Source organism: Pseudoalteromonas sp. SWXJ133, from assembly GCF_015864365.1.
In the GTDB taxonomy this organism is placed as follows: Bacteria; Pseudomonadota; Gammaproteobacteria; order Enterobacterales; family Alteromonadaceae; genus Pseudoalteromonas; species Pseudoalteromonas arctica.
On sequence record NZ_JADYXJ010000003.1, the window covers coordinates 210,261 to 229,812 of the forward strand.

Consider the following 19,552-nt stretch of genomic DNA (forward strand, 5'->3'; position numbering starts at 1 on the left):
AAAAATAACAAAGCCCTACATTAACTGGCAGGGCTTATTTATACTACAAAGATATTTTAAGCTTAAACGGTAAAGCTTTCGCCACAACCACACTCATCAGCTTGATTAGGGTTTCTAAATTTAAACCCTTCATTTAAGCCTTCTTTAGTGTAGTCGAGCTCTGTGCCATCGATGTAAACTAAGCTTTTAGCGTCAACAATTAATGTTACACCTTTAGCCGCAAAAGTTTCATCGTCTTCGTTTAAATCGTCAACAAACTCAAGTACATAAGCAAGACCTGAACAGCCCGTCGTTTTAATGCCAACGCGCAGGCCTAAACCTTTACCGCGGTTTGCTAAAAATGATTGTACGCGGTTTGCTGCCGCATCTGTCAATGTCACTGCCATGAGTTTCTCTTCTTACTTCGCTTGTTTGCTTTTGTAGTCTGCAATTGCTGCTTGAATTGCGTCTTCGGCTAAAATTGAACAGTGAATTTTCACTGGTGGTAATTCAAGCTCTGCACTGATATCAGTGTTTTTAATTGTCGCTGCTTCGTCTAGCGTTTTGCCTTTAACCCACTCTGTTACAAGTGAAGATGAAGCAATTGCGCTACCACAACCGTAGGTTTTGAATTTTGCATCTTCAATAACGCCTTCGGCAGATACTTTAATTTGCAATTTCATTACGTCACCACATGCTGGTGCGCCTACCATACCCGTTGCCACTGACGGATCATTCTTATCTAGAGTACCTACGTTACGTGGGTTTTCTACGTGGTCGATTACTTTATCACTATAAGCCATTATTCTATCCTCATTACCTGCTAGGGTATGTGCTCACACTATTAGTGGTGAGCCCATTCAACTGAATCTAAATCAATACCTTCTTGATGCATCTCCCAAAGTGGAGACATCTCACGTAGGCGACCGATAGAGTTTTTCATTAATTCGACGGTGTAATCAATCTCTTCTTCGGTAGTAAAGCGACCAATACTAAAACGAATTGAGCTATGTGCTAATTCGTCGTTACGGCCAAGTGCACGTAATACATAAGAAGGCTCTAAGCTTGCAGATGTACAGGCTGAACCTGACGATACTGCAATGTCTTTTACTGCCATAAGTAACGACTCACCTTCAACAAAGTTAAAGCTGATGTTTACAATGCCAGGTACTGATTGGTCTTGCGTGCCGTTAAAGTATACTTCGTCCATATCAGCCATAATGCCGTCGATTAAACGATTACGTAAGGCGCTGATGTGTGCGTGATCTTTTTCGAAATCTTGCTTAGCAATTTTAAACGCTGTACCCATACCCACTAATTGGTGAGTAGCTAGCGTACCAGAGCGCATACCGCGTTCATGTCCGCCACCGTGCATTTGCGCTTCAAGGCGAGCACGTGGTTTACGACGAACGTAAAGTGCACCAACACCTTTAGGGCCATACACTTTATGTGCAGAGAACGACATAAAATCAACTTTAAGCTGTTGCACGTCGATTAGTACTTTACCCGCGCTTTGCGCTGCATCTACGTGGAACATAATTTTACGTTCGCGACACATTTCGCCAATAGTCGCGATATCTTGAATTACACCTAGCTCGTTATTAACGTGCATAATGCTTACAAGTACTGTGTCGTCACGCATTGTGTCGGCAAGTTTTTGTAAATCAAGTAGGCCGTTTTCTTCAACGTCCATGTAAGTTACTTCAAAACCTTGGCGCTCAAGTTCACGACATGTGTCGATTACAGCTTTGTGCTCAGTTTTAGCGGTAATAACGTGCTTACCTTTTTTCTTGTAAAACTGTGCTGCACCTTTGATAGCAAGGTTATTTGATTCTGTTGCACCCGATGTGAAAACAATTTCACGTGGGTCTGCATTAATTAAATCAGCAATATCTGTACGTGCTTGGTCAACAGCTTCTTCTGCTTGCCAACCAAAACGGTGTGAGCGTGACGCAGGATTACCAAACTTACCGTCCATTGTCAGGCATTGCATCATTTCTTTAGCAACACGTTCGTCAACAGGCGTGGTCGCTGCGTAATCTAAATAAATCGGTAACTTCATTTCTCTCTCCGCTGCAGGTCAACCTTAAAGTTGACAGCTTACTTGAATGTTTTCCAACTGCTTAATTGCATTATTAATACTGTTATCTTGGCGCGATGCTATTTCTTTCACATCTGATTTTTCCACCAATTCAGCAAGGGTAATATTATTCAAAAATTCTTCTATGCGTGCGCTTAAGTCTGACCACAAATTATGTGTTAAACAACGCATACCACTCTGACAGCCGGTATCGGCACCTTGGCAACGTGTTGCATCAACCGATTCGTCTACGGCGCTAATAATATCGCCAACAGAGATAACGCTCGCTTCACGCCCTAGTAAATAACCACCACCAGGTCCACGAACAGAACTTACTAGGCCATTTTTACGTAAACGAGCAAATAATTGTTCAAGGTAAGACAAAGAAATTTCTTGTCTTTGTGAAATATCAGCAAGGGCTACAGGACCTACACCTGTGTGTAGTGCAACATCCAGCATAGCTGTAACGGCATATCTGCCTTTTGATGTTAACTTCATAACGCCCCCTGCACAAAAGAGTGCAAATTTTAATTACCAGAGTAAATTAGTCAAGTATTATCACTTGATAAAAATTTGATTTAGAAACTCTTACTTTTAAATTGTAGAGTTAACAAATTTTCAATACTTGACCTCTTTGGTCAAGTATTACAGCCATTGTAATTACCTGAGTAATTTAGTCAAGTATTAGCGCGTTAATTAGTCTAGGTCTTTTATAACTAATAGCTATACCTAAGTTACTTAGGGATAGCCTTATTAATTGAGGTGAGAATACCGCGTAAAATATTCATTTCAGCATCTTCAGGGTGAGCTCGGTTGAACAAACGGCGCAATTTAGTCATAACTAAACCAGGGTGTTGCTTGATGATAAAGCCTGTTTTAAACAACGTGTCTTCAAGGTGATCATAAAACAGCTCTGTTTGCTTTGAGCTCGGGTAAACTGCATCGTCTTCTTCAACCTTTTTAGGTTGTTGATTTAAAAATGCCATGCGAGTTTCGTAGCTAAGTGTTTGTACGGCCATAGCTAAATTAAGCGAGCTGTACTCTGGATTAGCAGGAATACATACATGGTAATTACAAAGCTGTAATTCTTCATTAGTTAAACCACTGTTTTCACGACCAAATACTAGCGCTACAGGACCATTTACGGCTTCAGCAACGAGCTTTTCACCACATTCACGTGGTTCAACCATTGGCCACGAAAGCGTACGAGAACGCGCACTTGTGCCAATCGTTAATGTACAGTCAGCGATAGCTTCTTCAACGGTACCTACAATAACTGCGTTACCTAAAACATCAGTTGCGCCGGCAGCAAGTGCACTGGCTTGGCTATCGATTTCGCAAGCAGGATCAACTAAATAAAGTTTTGATAAACCCATGGTTTTCATGGCGCGAGCCGCCGAACCAATATTGCCGGAATGTGATGTGTTAACTAAAACAATGCGAATATCATCTAAGATCATTACTGTGCTACTTTGCTATGCCAAAAAATTGCGCAAATTCTAACATGAAAATGTAATAAGATCCTAGATTCTAGATCCTAATAAAAGCGCGGCATAAAGCCCCGCCTACAAATACCACATAGCCCGTAGGCGGAGTTTACCTCGCGCAGCTCTTGAGAGTTTATTCTGTAACGCTGTTAAACCATTGCCGCCTTTACATAGACATCAAAACGGTTCTTTTTGGTTTTGATCTGCATACTTGGGGTTTTTTCGTTTAAGAATGGAGCGTAATCGGGGCGCTTTACAACGACACGCTTACTGGCAAGTGGATAGGCAAAATTAAGTAGGTCGTCAGCGTCGTTGTCTGCACCAACAAGCTCTTGAAACACGCGCATTTCTTTTTTGACTAATGCTGATTTTTCGCGATGCGGGAACATAGGATCTAAATAAACAACATCAGGCATGCTTTCGCATTGAGAGAGCAAAGTATGGCTTGAGCCAAATATTAGGCTCATGTTTTCTTTCATCCACAAACCAATTTCAATATCGCTATAGGCTCGCTTTAAACCATCGTATAAAAGTGCAGCTACAACCGGGTGACGTTCATGTAATATAACTTTGCACCCTAGCGAGGCAAGTACAAAACCATCTCGCCCTAAACCAGCGGTAGCATCAAGTACAACAGGCGTTGCGCCTTTATTTAAACCCACCGCTTTGGCAATTGCTTGCCCTTTACCACCGCCAAACTTACGCCTATGGGCGGCAGCACCGGTTACAAAATCAACGTTAATTGCACCTAGTTTAGGCTCGTCGGTTTTAAATAGACTTAACCCTTTATCATCGTAATGTAAGCTAAAGCCACTGCAATTTTGCGCCCATTGGGCTAAACCAAAGCGTGTTTCTAATTCATTTAAATAAGGGCGTAACTCTTTAAAAGCACACTGAATAACCACAATAAACTCCGACGATAAAATACGCCTGTAGTATATCAACCGCTTTACTTTAAAGCACTAAAATAGCTCTATATCACTATGATGATTAGTATTAACCTTAGTTGCTTCTGCTTTACTACGTAAATTAGATATAAGCTCATTGCGGCTTTCGGCAACTTGTTTAAGCTGATATTTGATAAAGGCTAAATCACTATTAGCCGATACAAATAACTGCATTGTTTGATCCAATTGAGATATATATAAAGTGAGATCCGCAGGATTTGCTTGTGTTTGTTGTAGCTTAATAGCGCAGTCAAGTTTATGTAGCTGCTCTATAAACTCTTTAGTACTTTTGTTTTGCTCTACATTTTGAGTAGTTAACTGCTTAACAATATCTTGAAGGGCTGTACTTATTTGAGCTGCCTGCTCATAACTGCTTTCGCTTCTTTCCATGGTAACAACCTTCTCGTTGGTTACTTCTAATATATGCGGGAACAGATCTTTGTAGCGCCCATACAAAGCATCGTTATCAACTGGCATATTTTTTATCAAAAGGGACACTTTGGGATAATTAATGATAGTGCTGCTACCAATATCAACAAATCGTTGAGCATTTCGATGTTGCTCAAGCAGCTCTTGTTCTAACGGGCAAACACCACTTTGCTGGCTGTAAAAAATACCTTTTCCTTGATACCAAAACACAACCACAACATCTAAATTTAAAGGAGCAAAAAAGGTAAAAAAGTATTCACTTAACGATTGAAAGTTATTAGCGTGATAACTTTGCCCAACGTAGCGCATTATACGCCCCATATCGCCCGACTCTGTCATTGCCATTTCTGCAGTTTTATTCGCTTTTGCTATATCCAGTTTTAGTTTCGTGCATTTTTGCTTATATTCGTAAAGTACCTTTATTCGCGCTATTAACTCTTCTGCATTAAAAGGTTTTGTAATGTAATCGGATGCGCCAACACTGTAACCTTTTACACGATCACTAAGCTCTATTTTAGATGAGAGAAACATAACGGGAATATCTTGGGTGTTTTCATTCTGTTTTATTGTTTTACATACCTCATAGCCTGACATACCTGGCATTTCAATATCGAGTAAAATAATATCTGGGTTATATTTATTGGTTAGCCTTAATCCCTCATCGCCATCTTTTGCATGAATAATTTTACAAAACCCTGCTAAAGACTCTTCAATTATATGATGAACATATTTGTCGTCATCAATTGCCAATACCAACTTTGCCATGCCTTAGTCCATTTTAATAGGTGTGTTAAAAGCATAGTACGGCAGGATAAAATTACTAAAAATTATTAGCTAATAATTTTAAAATAATAAAAAAGCGCCATTGAGGCGCTTTAATTTGGTTTGTGCTGAACATTTTGTTTTTAAACAGCAATACCACTGTGACGCAGTAATGCATCAACATTAGGCTCACGGCCACGGAATTTTTTAAATAACTCCATTGGCTCTTCGCTACCGCCTTTTTCTAAAATGTTTTGCATAAAGGCTTGCCCTGTTTCGGCGTTAAAAATACCTTCTTCTTCAAATTTAGAAAATGCATCAGCAGAGAGTACTTCAGCCCATTTATACGAGTAGTAACCTGCGCTATAGCCGCCTGCAAAAATATGGCTAAAACCATTTTGAAAACGGTTAAACTCTGGCGGTTTAACGATTGATGTACGGCTACGTACGTCATCAAGTACTGCTTGAATTTGACAAGGTTCATTTGCTACATAGTCGTTATGTATTTTAAAGTCGAATAGCGAAAACTCAATTTGACGCAGCATTTGTACGCCTGAATTGTAATTTTTAGCGGCAAGTAACTTATCAAGTAACTCTTTAGGTAATGGCTCACCCGTTTCATAATGGCCCGAAATAAAGCTTAGGGCTTCTTCGTCATAACACCAGTTTTCTAAAAACTGACTAGGAAGCTCTACCGCATCCCACGCTACACCATTAATGCCAGCCACTGGCGCGGCATCAACTTGTGTAAGCATGTGGTGAATACCATGACCAAACTCATGAAATAAAGTAGTTACTTCGTCATGAGTAAACAGTGCCGGTTTATCGCCAACCGCCTTATTAAAGTTACACACTAAATAAGCCACTGGAGTTTGTAGTTCGCCGTTAGCGCGTACTTTACGACCCATACAGTCATCCATCCACGCGCCGCCACGTTTGTGGTCGCGTGCGTACAAATCGAGATAAAAACGTCCGCGTAGAGTATTGCTACTATCTACAATTTCAAAAAAGCGTACATCTTTGTGATAAGTATCAAAGTCAGTAACTTCTTTTACGCTAATACCAAATAAGCGATTAACGGTTTCGAATAAGCCGCTAAGCACTTTATTTGCTGGGAAGTAAGGACGTAGTACTTCGTCTGAAATTGCATACTTTTCTTGCTTAAGCTTTTCGCTGTAGTAACCAAAATCCCATGCTTGTAATTCAGAAATGCCGTGTTTTTGCTCAGCATACGCTTTTAGCTCGGCCACTTCTTGCTCTGCTTGTGGTTTTGATTTAGCCGCTAGGTCTTCTAAAAATGAGAATACTTGTTCTGGTGTTTCGGCCATTTTAGTCGCGAGTGACTTTTCAGCGTAGCTGTTAAACCCTAGTAACTGTGCAAGTTCATGACGAAGCGCAAGCTCCTCACTCATAATGTCAGAGTTATCAAACTCACCGGCGTTAGGGCCTTGATCTGATGCGCGCGTAGAAAACGCGGTGTAAGTTTCTTTGCGTAATTCGCGGTTATCTGCGTAAGCCATTATTGGTAAATATGATGGAAAATCGAGTGTAAATAACCAACCCTCTAATTCTTTACTTTTTGCTGTATCAGCTGCAAGTGCTAAAGCAGATTCTGGCAAGCCTGCTAAATCACTCTCATCAGTAATATGCTTGTGCCAAGCAAGTGTGGCATCCATTACGTTGTTACCAAATTTTGAGGCAAGCTCTGATAAACGCGCGCTAATTTCGCCGTAGCGTGTTTGCTGCTTCGGCGCTAATGCAATACCCGATAATTTAAAATCACGTAGCGCATTAGTAATTGTTTTTTGTTGTGCTGTAGTCAGCGTTTTAAATTCGTCACTGTTATAAAGCGTATTATACGCGTTGTATAAACCTTGATGCTGACCTACAAATGTTGAATATTCAGATATTAACGGTAAGCACTGCTCGTAAGCTTCACGTAATTCGTCGTTATTCATTACTGAATTTAAATGCGATACAGGGGAGAACATGCGCGATAATTTATCGTCGGCTTCTTCAAGGGGTAATACTAAGTCATCCCACGTGTACGAACCTTTTGCTAGCACGTCATCAATGGCTTTACGACAAAGCTCAATACCGTCTTTTAGTGCTGGTACTACGTACTCAGGCTTTATTTTTGAAAATGGTGGTAAGCCTTCAAGGCCAATTAGTGGGTTGCTCATAAATACTCTCTTTGCGTTAATGCATTACGTTTAAGTTGGGTCTAAAAGTAAAAAAACAACTCAGCCGCTTTTAAGTTATGTGATTTTAATAGGGTTGATCCAGAGCAAAACACAAATAACCCATTAATGAGTCAGCCGCTTTATAACGCTCTAACACCGTATCAACTAAGTTATTGCTGCATACTTGTTTTTGAATAAGTGGGCTCATGGCTATAAAGTCTTTTCGCTTGAGCTCATTTATTAATGGGTGCTCTTTTTCAAACCCTCTTGGCGGTCGTTTTAGCGACTCTCCTGACATTTCGAATATAGATTTAAATTGCTCATCATAAATTGCTTTTTTATAGCTATTTGGGTTTTCATCTATGCAGGTTCTAATTGCGTTAAGCGCCTTTGATTCTGGTCGCCAAATACCTGCACCTATAAAACATTCGTCATTTGCTAAGTGAAAGTAAAACCCCGGGGCGTGTACGTCTTTTCCCATAAAGTGGCGAAATTGAATCCCTACATTAGTTTTATATGGGGTTTTATCTTTACTAAAACGCGCGTCTTTATGGATTCTCATTAAGCTACCGCCAACTTTTTTATCTGATGCGACAAAATGGCTAGAAACCTCAGCAAGTGGTGCTTGCATTTGCCTAATGAAATCTAAAGCGGGCTCTCTTACGTATTCCTCATACTGTGATTTATGGTCGTTAAACCAGTCTCTATTATTGTTTTGATCAAGCTGAGCAAGAAATTTGAATGTTTTTTTACTAAACATAGGTCACCTAAACACTCTTTATTTTTAAAACTTAATGTTATGCTAATGCGCATAAAACTCAACGCCTAAGGACATAAAATGACACAACACTTTGATTATATTGCAATCGGTGGTGGCAGTGGTGGTATTGCCTCTGCAAATAGAGCGGCAATGCGTGGCGCTAAAGTAGCACTTATAGAAGCAAAACACATGGGTGGCACATGTGTAAACGTAGGCTGCGTACCTAAAAAAGTAATGTGGCACGGTGCTCAGGTTGCCGAAGCAATTAATTTATATGCCCCAGATTACGGCTTTAATGTTGAAGTTAAAGGCTTTGACTGGAGCAAATTAGTAGAAAGCCGTGAAGCCTATATAGGCCGAATTCATAAAGGTTACGACAGTGGCCTGGCTAGCAATGGCGTTACTGTAATTAAAGGCTTTGCTAAATTTGTAGATAACAAAACAGTTGAAGTAAACGGCGAGCACTACACAGCCGACCATATATTAATTGCAGTAGGTGGGCGCCCAAGTATTCCGCATATTGAAGGTGCTGAACACGGTATCGATTCAAATGGCTTTTTTGAATTAAAAGAGCAACCTAAACGCGTTGCAGTAATCGGCGCAGGCTACATTGCAGTTGAACTTGCGGGTGTATTACATGGTTTAGGTACTGAGACACATTTATTTGTACGTAAGCATGCCCCACTTCGTAGTTTTGACCCATATATAGTAGATACGCTTGTTGAAGTAATGGCTGCCGAAGGCCCTACTTTACATACTCACTCTGTACCAAATAAATTGGTTAAAGAAGATGATGGCTCTGTAACACTACATTTAGATAACGGCAAAACTCATAACGTTGACCAAGTAATTTGGGCCATTGGCCGCGAACCAACAACTAATGCTATTAACGTTGCAGCAGCAGGCGTAGAAGTAAACAGCAGTGGTTTTGTAAAAGTTGATGAGTATCAAAATACTACAGCTAAAAACGTTTATGCGGTTGGCGATATCATCGAAAATGGTATTGAACTTACACCGGTAGCAGTAAAAGCAGGCCGTACTTTATCTGAGCGTCTATTTAATAAAGAGCTACCAGATGATTTAAAAATGGATTACAGCCTAGTTCCTACTGTTGTATTTAGTCATCCACCAATTGGGACTATTGGCTTAACTGAGCAAGAAGCTATTTCTCAGTACGGCGAAGAAAACGTTAAAATTTACCAATCTGGTTTTACGGCTATGTACACAGCGGTAACTAAACATCGCCAACCTTGTAAAATGAAACTTGTATGTGCCGGCCCAGATGAAAAAGTAGTTGGCCTACATGGTATTGGTTTTGCGGTTGATGAAATGATTCAAGGCTTTGCAGTTGCCATGAAAATGGGCGCTACTAAAGCTGATTTTGATGCCGTTGTTGCGATTCACCCAACAGGCTCGGAAGAATTTGTAACGATGCGCTAGGCTTTAAACTCTAAGTGCTCAATTATAAAAAGCCCTTGCTAAGTAAATAGTAAGGGCTTTTTAATGCTTATTATATTGTTCACAGCCAACGTTACATCTAAAACCTTTATTAAACATTAAATAAATATCTAAGCCATTATTTTAACAGCAAAAATCTTAGACCGATAAAAATATTAAAAGTTTAAATTTTGTTTTGGCTTTAAGGCATTTTTACAATTAGAATCTCGCGCATTTATAGTTTCTCTTGGTTATTTATGTTTTTACTACGATCATTTATTTACTTACTGTGTCTAGCGGGTGTTGCCTCATTGATTCAACTTGAAGGATTTGAGTTGCAGCAAAACGCACTTTACAGTGAAGAAACGCTCACTGAACATATGCAAGATGCTTTAACTTTTTTAAGCTGTATTTTGTTTTTCTATGCTTCACGAATTAACTTTCAACTCAAAATACCGGCGGTATTGCTTTCTGCATTAACGGCCATGATGTTTGTGAGAGAGTTTGATACTTCTCTAGACTTATACCTATTTGATGGTGCTTGGCAAAGTATCGTCTATTCTATTTTGGCTGGCGTGTTTGTTTATTTAATAACAAAGAGAGGGAGTATTTTTAACTCTTTAAAAGCCTATAGCCTCACCCCTAGTTATGGGGTTTGTTTATCCGGTATGGTTACTTTACTCGCGTTTTCACGAATTATGGGCAAAGGTGCATTTTGGCATTCAGTAATGGGCGATGACTATGTACGCGTAGTCAAAAACATTGTTGAAGAAGGAGTAGAAACACTTGGCTATACTCTAATTTTTATTTCAGCCATTGAGCTTGTACTCATATGCCGAAAAAGAATGGCTAAAAATCACAAACATTGTACTGATGAAGCAACTCAATAACATAGCTCCATTTTTATTAGTTACTTTTTTTGCGCTAAGTTTGCTAATTGGTTTAATAAATCAATATACTGAGTCTGTTTTTATCAACTCGCGTTTAATTGGATATTATGACTAAAGATATATTGCTGCATCCGTTTCTTCTTTCAATTGTAATGATCACAATTGCATTTGTACTAAAAGTGCTTGTTGATAAGCTCGCTAAAAATCGCGCAGAAAAAAAAGAAAAAGATATTCGTTACATCGCACACAATATTAAGCATTTTATTAATTTTGTAATGATGATATCGCTGCTGTTTGTGTGGTCTACCGAAATTCAAAACTTTGCACTTTCAATTGCTGCTTTTGCAGTAGCTATTGTGCTTGCAACGCGCGAGTTTATTCAGTGTGTGATAGGCTTTTTTTATCTAGTAACAACTCGCCCATTTAGAGTCGGTGACTGGATACAAGTCGGTGATTACTTTGGTGAGGTTGCTGAAACCGATTGGATAAAAACAACCATGCATGAAATTGATATACATACTTATCAATTTTCAAGAAAAACTATATATATACCTAATAATAAGCTGATTACCAGTTCTATTAAAAACTTAAACTTTGTAAAACGCTTTGTTACACATCATTTTATTATTGTCCGAAGAGAGAGCTTTAACCCGTATCCTATTCACGACACATTGACTGAAAAAGCTAAACTGTACTGCGAAGAGTTTCAAGAAGTAGCCAGTCGTTATAATTCGATGATTGAGCGTAAACTTGATGCAAAAATATCAGGTCCAGAGCCGGTAATTCACTTTGGTACAACTGATTTAGGTGAATTTAAAGCAAGTTTCACCTTGTTTTGTCCTACAGAAAAAGCGCTTGAGATAGAACACAAATTAACAGAATGCTTTTTTGCGTTATGGTATAAAGAGGCTGAAAAAAATAAGGAGGATGAAGACGAGGCATAAACCCCACCTTCATTAAAACAAAAAGCGCGAACTTACTTCGCGCTCATATTGTTTATGCTGTACCGCCCACTGTTAGCTTATCTATTTTTAAGCTTGGTTGGCCTACGCCTACGGGTACACTTTGACCATCTTTACCACAAACACCAACACCTTTATCAAGCGCTAAGTCGTTACCAACCATAGATATTTGCTGCATTACTTCTGGGCCATTACCAATAAGCGTTGCGCCTTTAATTGGTTGAGTAATTTTACCATTTTCAATTAAGTACGCTTCTGATGCGCTAAATACAAACTTACCTGAGGTAATATCAACTTGTCCGCCGCCAAAGTTAGGCGCGAATACACCTTTTTTAACTGAGCTTATAATATCGGCTTGGCTGTGCTCTCCGCCTAACATGTAAGTATTAGTCATGCGAGGCATTGGTAAATGTGCATACGACTCACGGCGTGCGTTACCGGTAGGGCTTACCCCCATTAAACGCGCATTTAGCTTATCTTGCATATAGCCTTTTAAAATACCGTTTTCGATAAGTACGTTGTAAGCGGCTGGCGTGCCTTCGTCATCTACATTTAGTGAACCACGGCGATCGGCCATTGTGCCATCATCAACAACTGTACACAGCTCAGATGCTACTTTTTGGCCAACCTTACCGCTAAACGCAGACGCGCCTTTACGGTTAAAGTCGCCTTCAAGTCCGTGCCCTACCGCTTCGTGTAAAAGCACACCTGGCCAACCATTACCAAGTACAACTTCCATAGTACCTGCAGGGGCATCAATAGCCTCAAGATTTACTTTAGCTTGACGTACAGCTTCTTCGGCAAATTCCATCCAACGCGGTTTACCATCAACAAGCTCTTTAAAGTAACCATAATCTAAACGTGCACCACCACCTGCGCCACCGCGTTCACGGCGACCATTTTTTTCAAGCAGTACTGAGCAGTTTAAACGAATAAGCGGGCGAATATCGGTGGCAAACGTACCATCACTTGCTGCGATTAATACTTCTTCGTATACCGCTGACATTGAACTAATTACTTGCTCTGCATCGGGTGCTAGCTCACGAATATAGTTTTCGAGTTCGCGTAATAAGCTCACCTTGTCGGTATCGCTCATACTCGAAATTGGCTGATGAGGTGCAAACTGCTCTTTAGCTTTAACATCACTAAATACTTTAATCGCTCTATCTTCGCCAGCATCTGCAATGCTACGTGCTGCTGTTGCCGCTTTATTTAGCGCTTCGAGGTTTATTGCATCAGAGTAAGAAAAACCCGTTTTTTCGCCGCTTACAGCACGTACACCAACGCCACGTTCAACGTTATAAGAGCCTTCTTTAACTAAGCCGTCTTCAAGCACCCATGATTCGTGGTGGCTTGATTGAAAATATAAATCGGCGTAATCCACTTTATGCTGATGTATGTAAGCGAGCGTTTTTTCGAGCTCTTCTCTATTTAGCTGGCTGTCGTGTAGTAAATGCTGTTCAACCGAATTCATAATAAATGCTCTCTAAATCGTTGATGAGACTGCACGGGCATATCTCGTCTAATTTTTTGTAACTGGTCTAAAGCTGCGTTGCAGCTTATAAAACCGGTGCCTGTTGGCAATTCACTCAGGATATTCCCCCAAGGTGAAATAATAATACTGTGCCCATATGTTTGTCGGCCATTTTCATGTGTACCGTACTGAGCTGCTGCAACTACATAACATTGTGTTTCTATTGCGCGAGCTGCTAATAATGGCTGCCAATGCGCTTGCCCTGTGACGACTGTAAATGCACTTGGTACTAAAATAATATCGGCGCCTTGGCGTACTAGTTCGTTGAATAAGCCACTAAAGCGCAGATCATAACATACTGTTAAGCCTATTTTACCAAAGGGAGAATCAACAACAACCACATCGCTACCTGCTTGGGTAAAATCTGACTCTCGATAGCTACCTGTTTGATCATCTACGTTTACATCAAATAAATGTATTTTGTTATACGTTGTAACCAGCTCGCCTTGATTATTATATAAGTGCGATGCTGCATAATATTTATGTTTGTTAAATGGCTCAGGCATTGTCCCTGCATTTAACCAAATATTATGGTGTTGGCACAATTCACTAAGTTGTAGTTTGTATCGCTCAACTTGCTTAGCAACACGTAACGTATCGTTACCACTTTTACTAAACACTAAAAAAGCCTCAGGCAAACAAACAAGTAATGGTCTTGTTGCGGGGAGTGTTTTAAGTGCACGCTTTAAGCTTGCTATGTTGTCATCAGGGTTTAGCCCTGAACACATTTGCAGGGCAACTATTGTGGGAGTGCTTAGTATTTCAGTTTTGTTCATTGCGTTACTGTTACTTGTGCATCTTTAAGTTTTAAATCGACTGATGCTTGTGGCTGATTTTGCGCAGCTTGAGGAAGCGTAACTTCACGACTTTTTCTGTCGAGTTCTTGAACAATAGGATCGTTCATTTTACCCGTTACTTTAAAGTTGATCTCTGAGATGACGCGCGCAGAATGAATAACTTTATCAATTGCTAAGGCAGCAAGCCCTGTTACTGGGTTTACCATCCATGCAACTATAACCGGAATACTCGAGGTTACTTGTGGCGCTACAGCAAGGTCATAATCTATATCAAGCGTGTTTAAATTTGCATAACCTTTAATGGTTAAATCAGCGGGTACACCGTCCATTTTGGTATCTTTAGTGTAAGCAATACCGTTTTTTAACTGCATAGAGCCTTGCATGCTGTTGTAAAAAAAGCCCTTTGAAAATACATCTCTAAAATCAAGCTTCAGTTTGCGCACGAGTGAATCAAGGCTCAACAGCGAAAATACGCGTGCACCGCCATCGCTTACTTCAGTTAAATGACCTTCTCCTAAATCCCAGTCCACCTCACCGCTTAAAGTTTTCACATCAAAATCATAAGGCGCTGCTTGCCAAGTAAGATCATAATTTAGATCGGCTTTTGAATCCTTAATAGCGGAGGTTATATCAAACTCGCCAAACAGTGCGCCTATGTCATCACTTTTAAGCTCGCCATTTAGCGTTGTTAAGCCATTTTGCCACTGCCCTTTAGTGCGCAGCACATGATTTCCTTTATCGACCACAAGCTCTGATATTGATAAGCGCTCACCATCACCCAATAATGACGCACTTACTTTATCAAGTTGATAGCGGTCAATTTTGCAATCACTACATTCAAACTCAATGGCAGGTATTTTAGTAAGCCAGCTCAAGTCTTCCTCAGGAAGCACATCTGTTATTTCAAGTACTTGCTCATTGTGCGGTGCAAAATTAAGCCTTAAGTAATCGGCATTAATTCGTATGGACTGGCTAGGCTGTGATATAGGGATAAAAACCCCAGCTCTAAGTTCTTTAGCATTTAGCTTTAGGTATAAATCGTCTTTTGATGGTGCTAAACGCATTTCAAAACCATTAAAAATGATGTTACTCGCATCAAGTAAACCTATATTTGCGACCACCTCATTAAGCGGTGGCATAATCCCTTTTGATTCTTGATCTGGGTTTGCTTTACCAGCTTTAATTATTTGATCAATCAGATCAAACCAAGGCACTAGTTCACTCTGTTCAAGATTTATATTTACGCTTAAGTCTTTTTGGTTTAATCCTAAATCTTGTTTTCCGAGCACAAAATGGACATTACTAAACTGTGATTTTCCATTTTCTAAAATAGCATTAAAGTAAAACTGTTGATTAGCGTTTGCTGTAATGAGATTAGAAATGTCATCACCTTGTACTATGGCATCAAGCGCCCAAACCTGTTCGCTATTTTTATTATAAGGTGTAGGTAAGTTGCTCGTTAAGCCAAGTAGTTCTGAGTTTACCTGTGCACGGTAATTAAAGCCTTGCTCGGTAAAGTTAAGTACTAAGCCAATATCAACATCACTTTGCCCGCTTAAATAATTTTTTAATATACCTTGTCCACTATCTATTAGTGTATCGGCGTCAATTTTGGCGTTTATATCTATGTTTGCTTGGTAATTTTTTGCATCACTTTTACTGCTGTAATTAATAGTTAGCGGCATGCCCAACCATTTCGCAGTCGCATTTTTAAGTGTGATATTGTCGTTTTTAAAATTAAGCTCGCCAGTTAGATTTTTAAACTCAATTCCTGGCGTTGCTATAAATACTGGCAAGTCATTTAAATTAACTTTGCCGCTAACACTGGCTCCACCTTTAAATTTTGAGCCTACTAAAAGCTCAATACTGGCATCGGCTTCGCCTTTGCCCTGTACAACTTTAAAAATTTCAGCAAGAGGTTTAGCAATAGGTGTCGCTGCAAAAAAGTCATGTAACTTTTCCATTTGTGCTTTTTTATCAATTTGCACAATAAGTTCATCAGCATGCATTAAATCTGCAATGCTTACCTGTACACTATTACCAATATCTAAATTAACCAACTTACCTTGCTGGCTATATATGTCCATACGCTCATTATCAAAATGTAGCTGTACGTCGGTATTGGTGACCAAAGGCCAATCAGGATCAAACTCATAGGTTGCGTTGTCTATTTGCGCTAGTACACCAAACTGGCCACTGCCATCGGTGAATGGAAAACCAGATAAAGGTCCTGCAAATAAGACTTGTGCTTTAGATATTTCTCCGCCTTTAATTGCGCCATTTAAATAGCTAACGAGCTCAGCGCTCATTGCTTTTAATGGGAAATAATGACCTGCAATTTTAGCATCTGGGGCGAACGCTTCAGCGTAAAGATCTAATCGAGGATCATCTGTTAGACTAATTTGTAATTCTGCAGCAAGAGTAACTTCATCATTATCAAACCATATATTGTCACTACTTATATGCCAGCCATCATCTCGCTCAGCTAAATCTAGCTCTACATTTAGCTGATTATAATTTATGTCGTTACTAAAGCTTTCGCCTGTAACTAATGTGCCATTTTCACCAAATAAATTTATTCGACCACTACTTTGATTAAGTAAACCATTTACTCTAAGTCCTTGTGCTGCAGGTACCGACCTTAATTCTTGCCAACCAATATTGTCGGCTTCAAACCATAGTTGCCATTGCTGTGCATTAGAGAAATTTAAATAAGCTTGATCTATTTGCCCGCTAGGTCGGCGCTCTAAAAATGGTTCAAGTGCATCAAAATTACTTAGCCCTGCTAGGTTACCCAGTAATTCAAAATCAACTTGATGGAGCCACACTTCATTTGTCGCACCTAGTTGAGCTTCAAACTCTAAACTTGGCCATGCTTTATCGTTACTATTAAATGTTAAACCGGTGCTTTTTAAGTGCCAGCTATTTTGCTCGGGATATAGATGGAATCCACCTTCACTCAGGCTGACTTGTTGGCTTTGCTCTTCTCGCTGCCAACGCACAAAGCTTGGTAGCCACTGCATTTTTATATCGCTTACAAAACCTTTATCTAGTTTTAGCCACGCTTGTAAATTAATATCGCTATGCAGTTGTTGCTTTTGCGTATTTATATATTGCGCTAACCAGTTAGATACATCGACTTTGTTAGCCTGCACATAAATGTCGCCCGCAACTTGCTCTAGGGTATCGCCAGTGAGTGCTATGCGCGCATCAAAATCACCGACCGAAATACCCGGCAGTGCTAAGCTCCCACTACCAAGATGCTGCTCATCTTCATTTTGCCAAACAATATTTTTGAGGAGTAACTTACGCTCTTTACCGTCTTCTAGAACAAAGTTAATACTGGAATTTTCTATTGCAAAATGACCCGTTTTACCCAAAAACAGTTCTTCAATTAGCTCTTTTTGCTCAAAAGAGACTCCGTCGTTGTTACCGGTTTTAAATAAGTTGGTGATATTTACACTGGTATGAAAACCATTAATAACAAAATAATTAGATCTAAGTTGCAGCGCTTTTAAGCTTTCCCATAAGTTTAGCTCTAAGCTGGTTTTAGCAATGGTGAGTGATATTGGTGCAGTTTCGTTATCTTTAAACGATAAATTCTCTAATACTAATGCAGGACCACTGCCCTGCCAACTAGCTGATATTTCACCTATAGATAAGCTTATTTCAAACTTTTCGTGTAAATAGCTTTCTATATTCCCTTTGTATTCGTTTGCATACGGAAGGGTATATTTTAAAATTGAAACAATAACGGCCAGTAATACCAAAATTATGGCGCAGGTCTGCCATAACTTTCTAAAACAAAAAAAACAGACCGCTTTTGCTTTCATTACATCATTACCACATCAAACTGTTCTTGGCTGTATAAGCTCTCTGTTTGAATATTGACTTGCTTACCAATAAATAGCTCAAGCTCGGCAAGGTTATGGTACTCATCGTTTAGTAGGGCTTCACTTACAGCAGGCGCTGCGTACACCATAAACTTATCGGCAGCGTATGCTCGGTTAACACGCACTATTTCACGTAGTATTTCGTAGCAAACCGTTTCAACTGTTTTTTGCGAACCACGACCAGAACACGCAGGGCATACATCACATAAAATATGTTCTAAGCTTTCGCGTGTACGTTTACGCGTCATTTCAACAAGCCCAAGTGCTGAAAGCCCATTGATATTTGTTTTAGTGCGATCTTTTGCGAGTGCTGATTCAAGTGAGTGTAATACTCGGCGCTTATGATCCTCACTTACCATATCGATAAAGTCGATAATGATAATACCGCCTAAATTACGCAGCCTAAGCTGGCGAGCAATTGCAGAGGTTGCTTCTACGTTGGTATTAAAAATCGTTTCTTCTAAATTACGATGTCCTACAAATGCACCCGTATTAACATCAACAGTCGTCATCGCTTCTGTTTGATCAATAATTATATAACCACCGGATTTTAGCGTAACTTTACGATGTAGTGCTTTTTGAATTTCGTTTTCAACGTCAAACAAATCAAATATAGGTCGCTCACCTGGGTAGTATTCAAGTACTTGAGAAAGCTGTGGAACAAACTCTTCAGTAAATAACTTTAGTTCTTCATGAGTAAGTTTAGAGTCAACGCGAATGCGTTCCATATCTTCGCCCACGTAATCACGTAGGGTTCTAAAGGCAAGCGTTAAGTCTTCATGTAGGATACTGGCTTTACTGGTTTTTCTACGACGAGCCGTAATTTTTTCCCACAGTTTTCTTAAAAAACCGGCATCGTGTCGTAATTCAGCTTCGCTAGCACCTTCAGCAGCTGTACGTACAATAAAGCTGCCATTTTCATCGCCATATTCTGCGACTATTTTTTTAAGGCGTGAGCGCTCTTCTTCAGTTTCAATACGCTGACTAACCCCTACATGGGTCGCATCTGGCATAAACACTAAATAGCGAGAAGGAATGGTAATATCAGTGGTGAGTCTTGCACCTTTAGTGCCTAGCGGATCTTTTACCACTTGCACCATAATGTATTGGCCTTGACGAACTAACTCTCTAATGTCTTGTACTTTTTTTATTGGTACGTCGTCTACGCCTTCAACAATAGAGGCACTATTTACAATATCGGATGCATGCAAAAATGCCGCTTTTTCAAGGCCGATATCAACAAAAGCAGCCTGCATACCTGGAAGCACACGGCTTATTTTTCCTAAGTAAATATTGCCTACAATACCTAGGTTACCAATTCGCTCTAGCTGTATTTCTTGCAGTACACCGTTTTCTATTAGGGCAACACGGCTTTCGCTCGGTGTGACATTGATCAGTAATTCTGTACTCAT

General features: G+C 39.8%; 16 protein-coding genes. 3 read left to right on the top strand and 13 right to left on the bottom strand.

Annotation, left to right across the window (positions count from 1 at the left end; all coding sequences use genetic code 11):
* Positions 1–62: 62 nt before the first annotated feature.
* The 9 genes from iscA to I6F40_RS03935 form a co-directional block, all read right to left on the bottom strand.
* Positions 63–386: an iron-sulfur cluster assembly protein IscA gene (iscA, locus tag I6F40_RS03895; protein WP_007377674.1), complete on the bottom strand. Its 324-nt coding sequence runs from the start codon at positions 384–386 to the stop codon at positions 63–65.
* Between the two features lie 12 nt (positions 387–398).
* On the bottom strand, positions 399–782 hold the full coding sequence (gene iscU, locus I6F40_RS03900) for a Fe-S cluster assembly scaffold IscU (protein ID WP_007377675.1): 384 nt from the start codon (positions 780–782) through the stop codon (positions 399–401).
* 41 nt (positions 783–823) lie between these two features.
* On the bottom strand, positions 824–2,041 hold the full coding sequence (locus I6F40_RS03905) for an IscS subfamily cysteine desulfurase (protein WP_002958425.1): 1,218 nt from the start codon (positions 2,039–2,041) through the stop codon (positions 824–826).
* A 24-nt stretch (positions 2,042–2,065) separates the two neighbouring features.
* Entirely contained in the window at positions 2,066–2,557 is a 492-nt protein-coding gene (gene iscR / locus I6F40_RS03910; RefSeq protein WP_007586371.1) for a Fe-S cluster assembly transcriptional regulator IscR, read from the bottom strand.
* Positions 2,558–2,793: 236 nt separating this feature from the next.
* Entirely contained in the window at positions 2,794–3,519 is a 726-nt protein-coding gene (gene trmJ / locus I6F40_RS03915) for a tRNA (cytosine(32)/uridine(32)-2'-O)-methyltransferase TrmJ (RefSeq protein WP_024589846.1), read from the bottom strand.
* A 176-nt stretch (positions 3,520–3,695) separates the two neighbouring features.
* Positions 3,696–4,451: a class I SAM-dependent methyltransferase gene (locus I6F40_RS03920; protein ID WP_024589847.1), complete on the bottom strand. Its 756-nt coding sequence runs from the start codon at positions 4,449–4,451 to the stop codon at positions 3,696–3,698.
* A 57-nt stretch (positions 4,452–4,508) separates the two neighbouring features.
* Positions 4,509–5,687 (bottom strand): response regulator, encoded by a 1,179-nt coding sequence (locus I6F40_RS03925; RefSeq protein ID WP_197192523.1) that lies wholly within the window; start codon positions 5,685–5,687, stop codon positions 4,509–4,511.
* A 140-nt stretch (positions 5,688–5,827) separates the two neighbouring features.
* Complete coding sequence (gene prlC / locus I6F40_RS03930; protein ID WP_197192524.1) at positions 5,828–7,867, bottom strand: oligopeptidase A; 2,040 nt, start codon at positions 7,865–7,867, stop codon at positions 5,828–5,830.
* Between the two features lie 85 nt (positions 7,868–7,952).
* Positions 7,953–8,627: a DUF2461 domain-containing protein gene (locus I6F40_RS03935; RefSeq protein WP_197192525.1), complete on the bottom strand. Its 675-nt coding sequence runs from the start codon at positions 8,625–8,627 to the stop codon at positions 7,953–7,955.
* A gap of 78 nt (positions 8,628–8,705) precedes the next feature.
* Here I6F40_RS03935 and gorA point away from each other — a divergent pair, with 78 nt between their 5' ends.
* The 3 genes from gorA (at position 8,706) to I6F40_RS03950 (ending at position 11,898) form a co-directional block, all read left to right on the top strand.
* Complete coding sequence (gene gorA / locus I6F40_RS03940; protein ID WP_024589851.1) at positions 8,706–10,067, top strand: glutathione-disulfide reductase; 1,362 nt, start codon at positions 8,706–8,708, stop codon at positions 10,065–10,067.
* Between the two features lie 254 nt (positions 10,068–10,321).
* Entirely contained in the window at positions 10,322–10,954 is a 633-nt protein-coding gene (locus I6F40_RS03945; RefSeq protein ID WP_197192526.1) for a hypothetical protein, read from the top strand.
* Positions 10,955–11,061: 107 nt separating this feature from the next.
* On the top strand, positions 11,062–11,898 hold the full coding sequence (locus I6F40_RS03950) for a mechanosensitive ion channel family protein (protein ID WP_166378414.1): 837 nt from the start codon (positions 11,062–11,064) through the stop codon (positions 11,896–11,898).
* Positions 11,899–11,950: 52 nt separating this feature from the next.
* Here the strand turns inward: I6F40_RS03950 and tldD are convergent, their stop codons facing one another.
* From tldD to rng, 4 genes are read right to left on the bottom strand one after another with little or no spacing between them, the layout of a single operon-like run.
* A complete protein-coding gene (gene tldD / locus I6F40_RS03955) occupies positions 11,951–13,390 on the bottom strand; it encodes a metalloprotease TldD (protein ID WP_165739311.1) in 1,440 nt (479 codons plus the stop codon).
* On the bottom strand, positions 13,387–14,226 hold the full coding sequence (locus I6F40_RS03960; protein ID WP_166378416.1) for a carbon-nitrogen hydrolase family protein: 840 nt from the start codon (positions 14,224–14,226) through the stop codon (positions 13,387–13,389). Before I6F40_RS03960 ends, tldD begins: the two co-directional genes overlap by 4 nt.
* Positions 14,223–18,080 (bottom strand): YhdP family protein, encoded by a 3,858-nt coding sequence (locus I6F40_RS03965; RefSeq protein WP_166378418.1) that lies wholly within the window; start codon positions 18,078–18,080, stop codon positions 14,223–14,225. The genes I6F40_RS03960 and I6F40_RS03965 overlap by 4 nt, the downstream gene beginning before the upstream one ends.
* The gene (gene rng / locus I6F40_RS03970) at positions 18,080–19,552 is read right to left on the bottom strand and encodes a ribonuclease G (RefSeq protein ID WP_166378420.1); all 1,473 of its coding nucleotides are present in this window, start codon (positions 19,550–19,552) and stop codon (positions 18,080–18,082) included. The genes I6F40_RS03965 and rng overlap by 1 nt, the downstream gene beginning before the upstream one ends.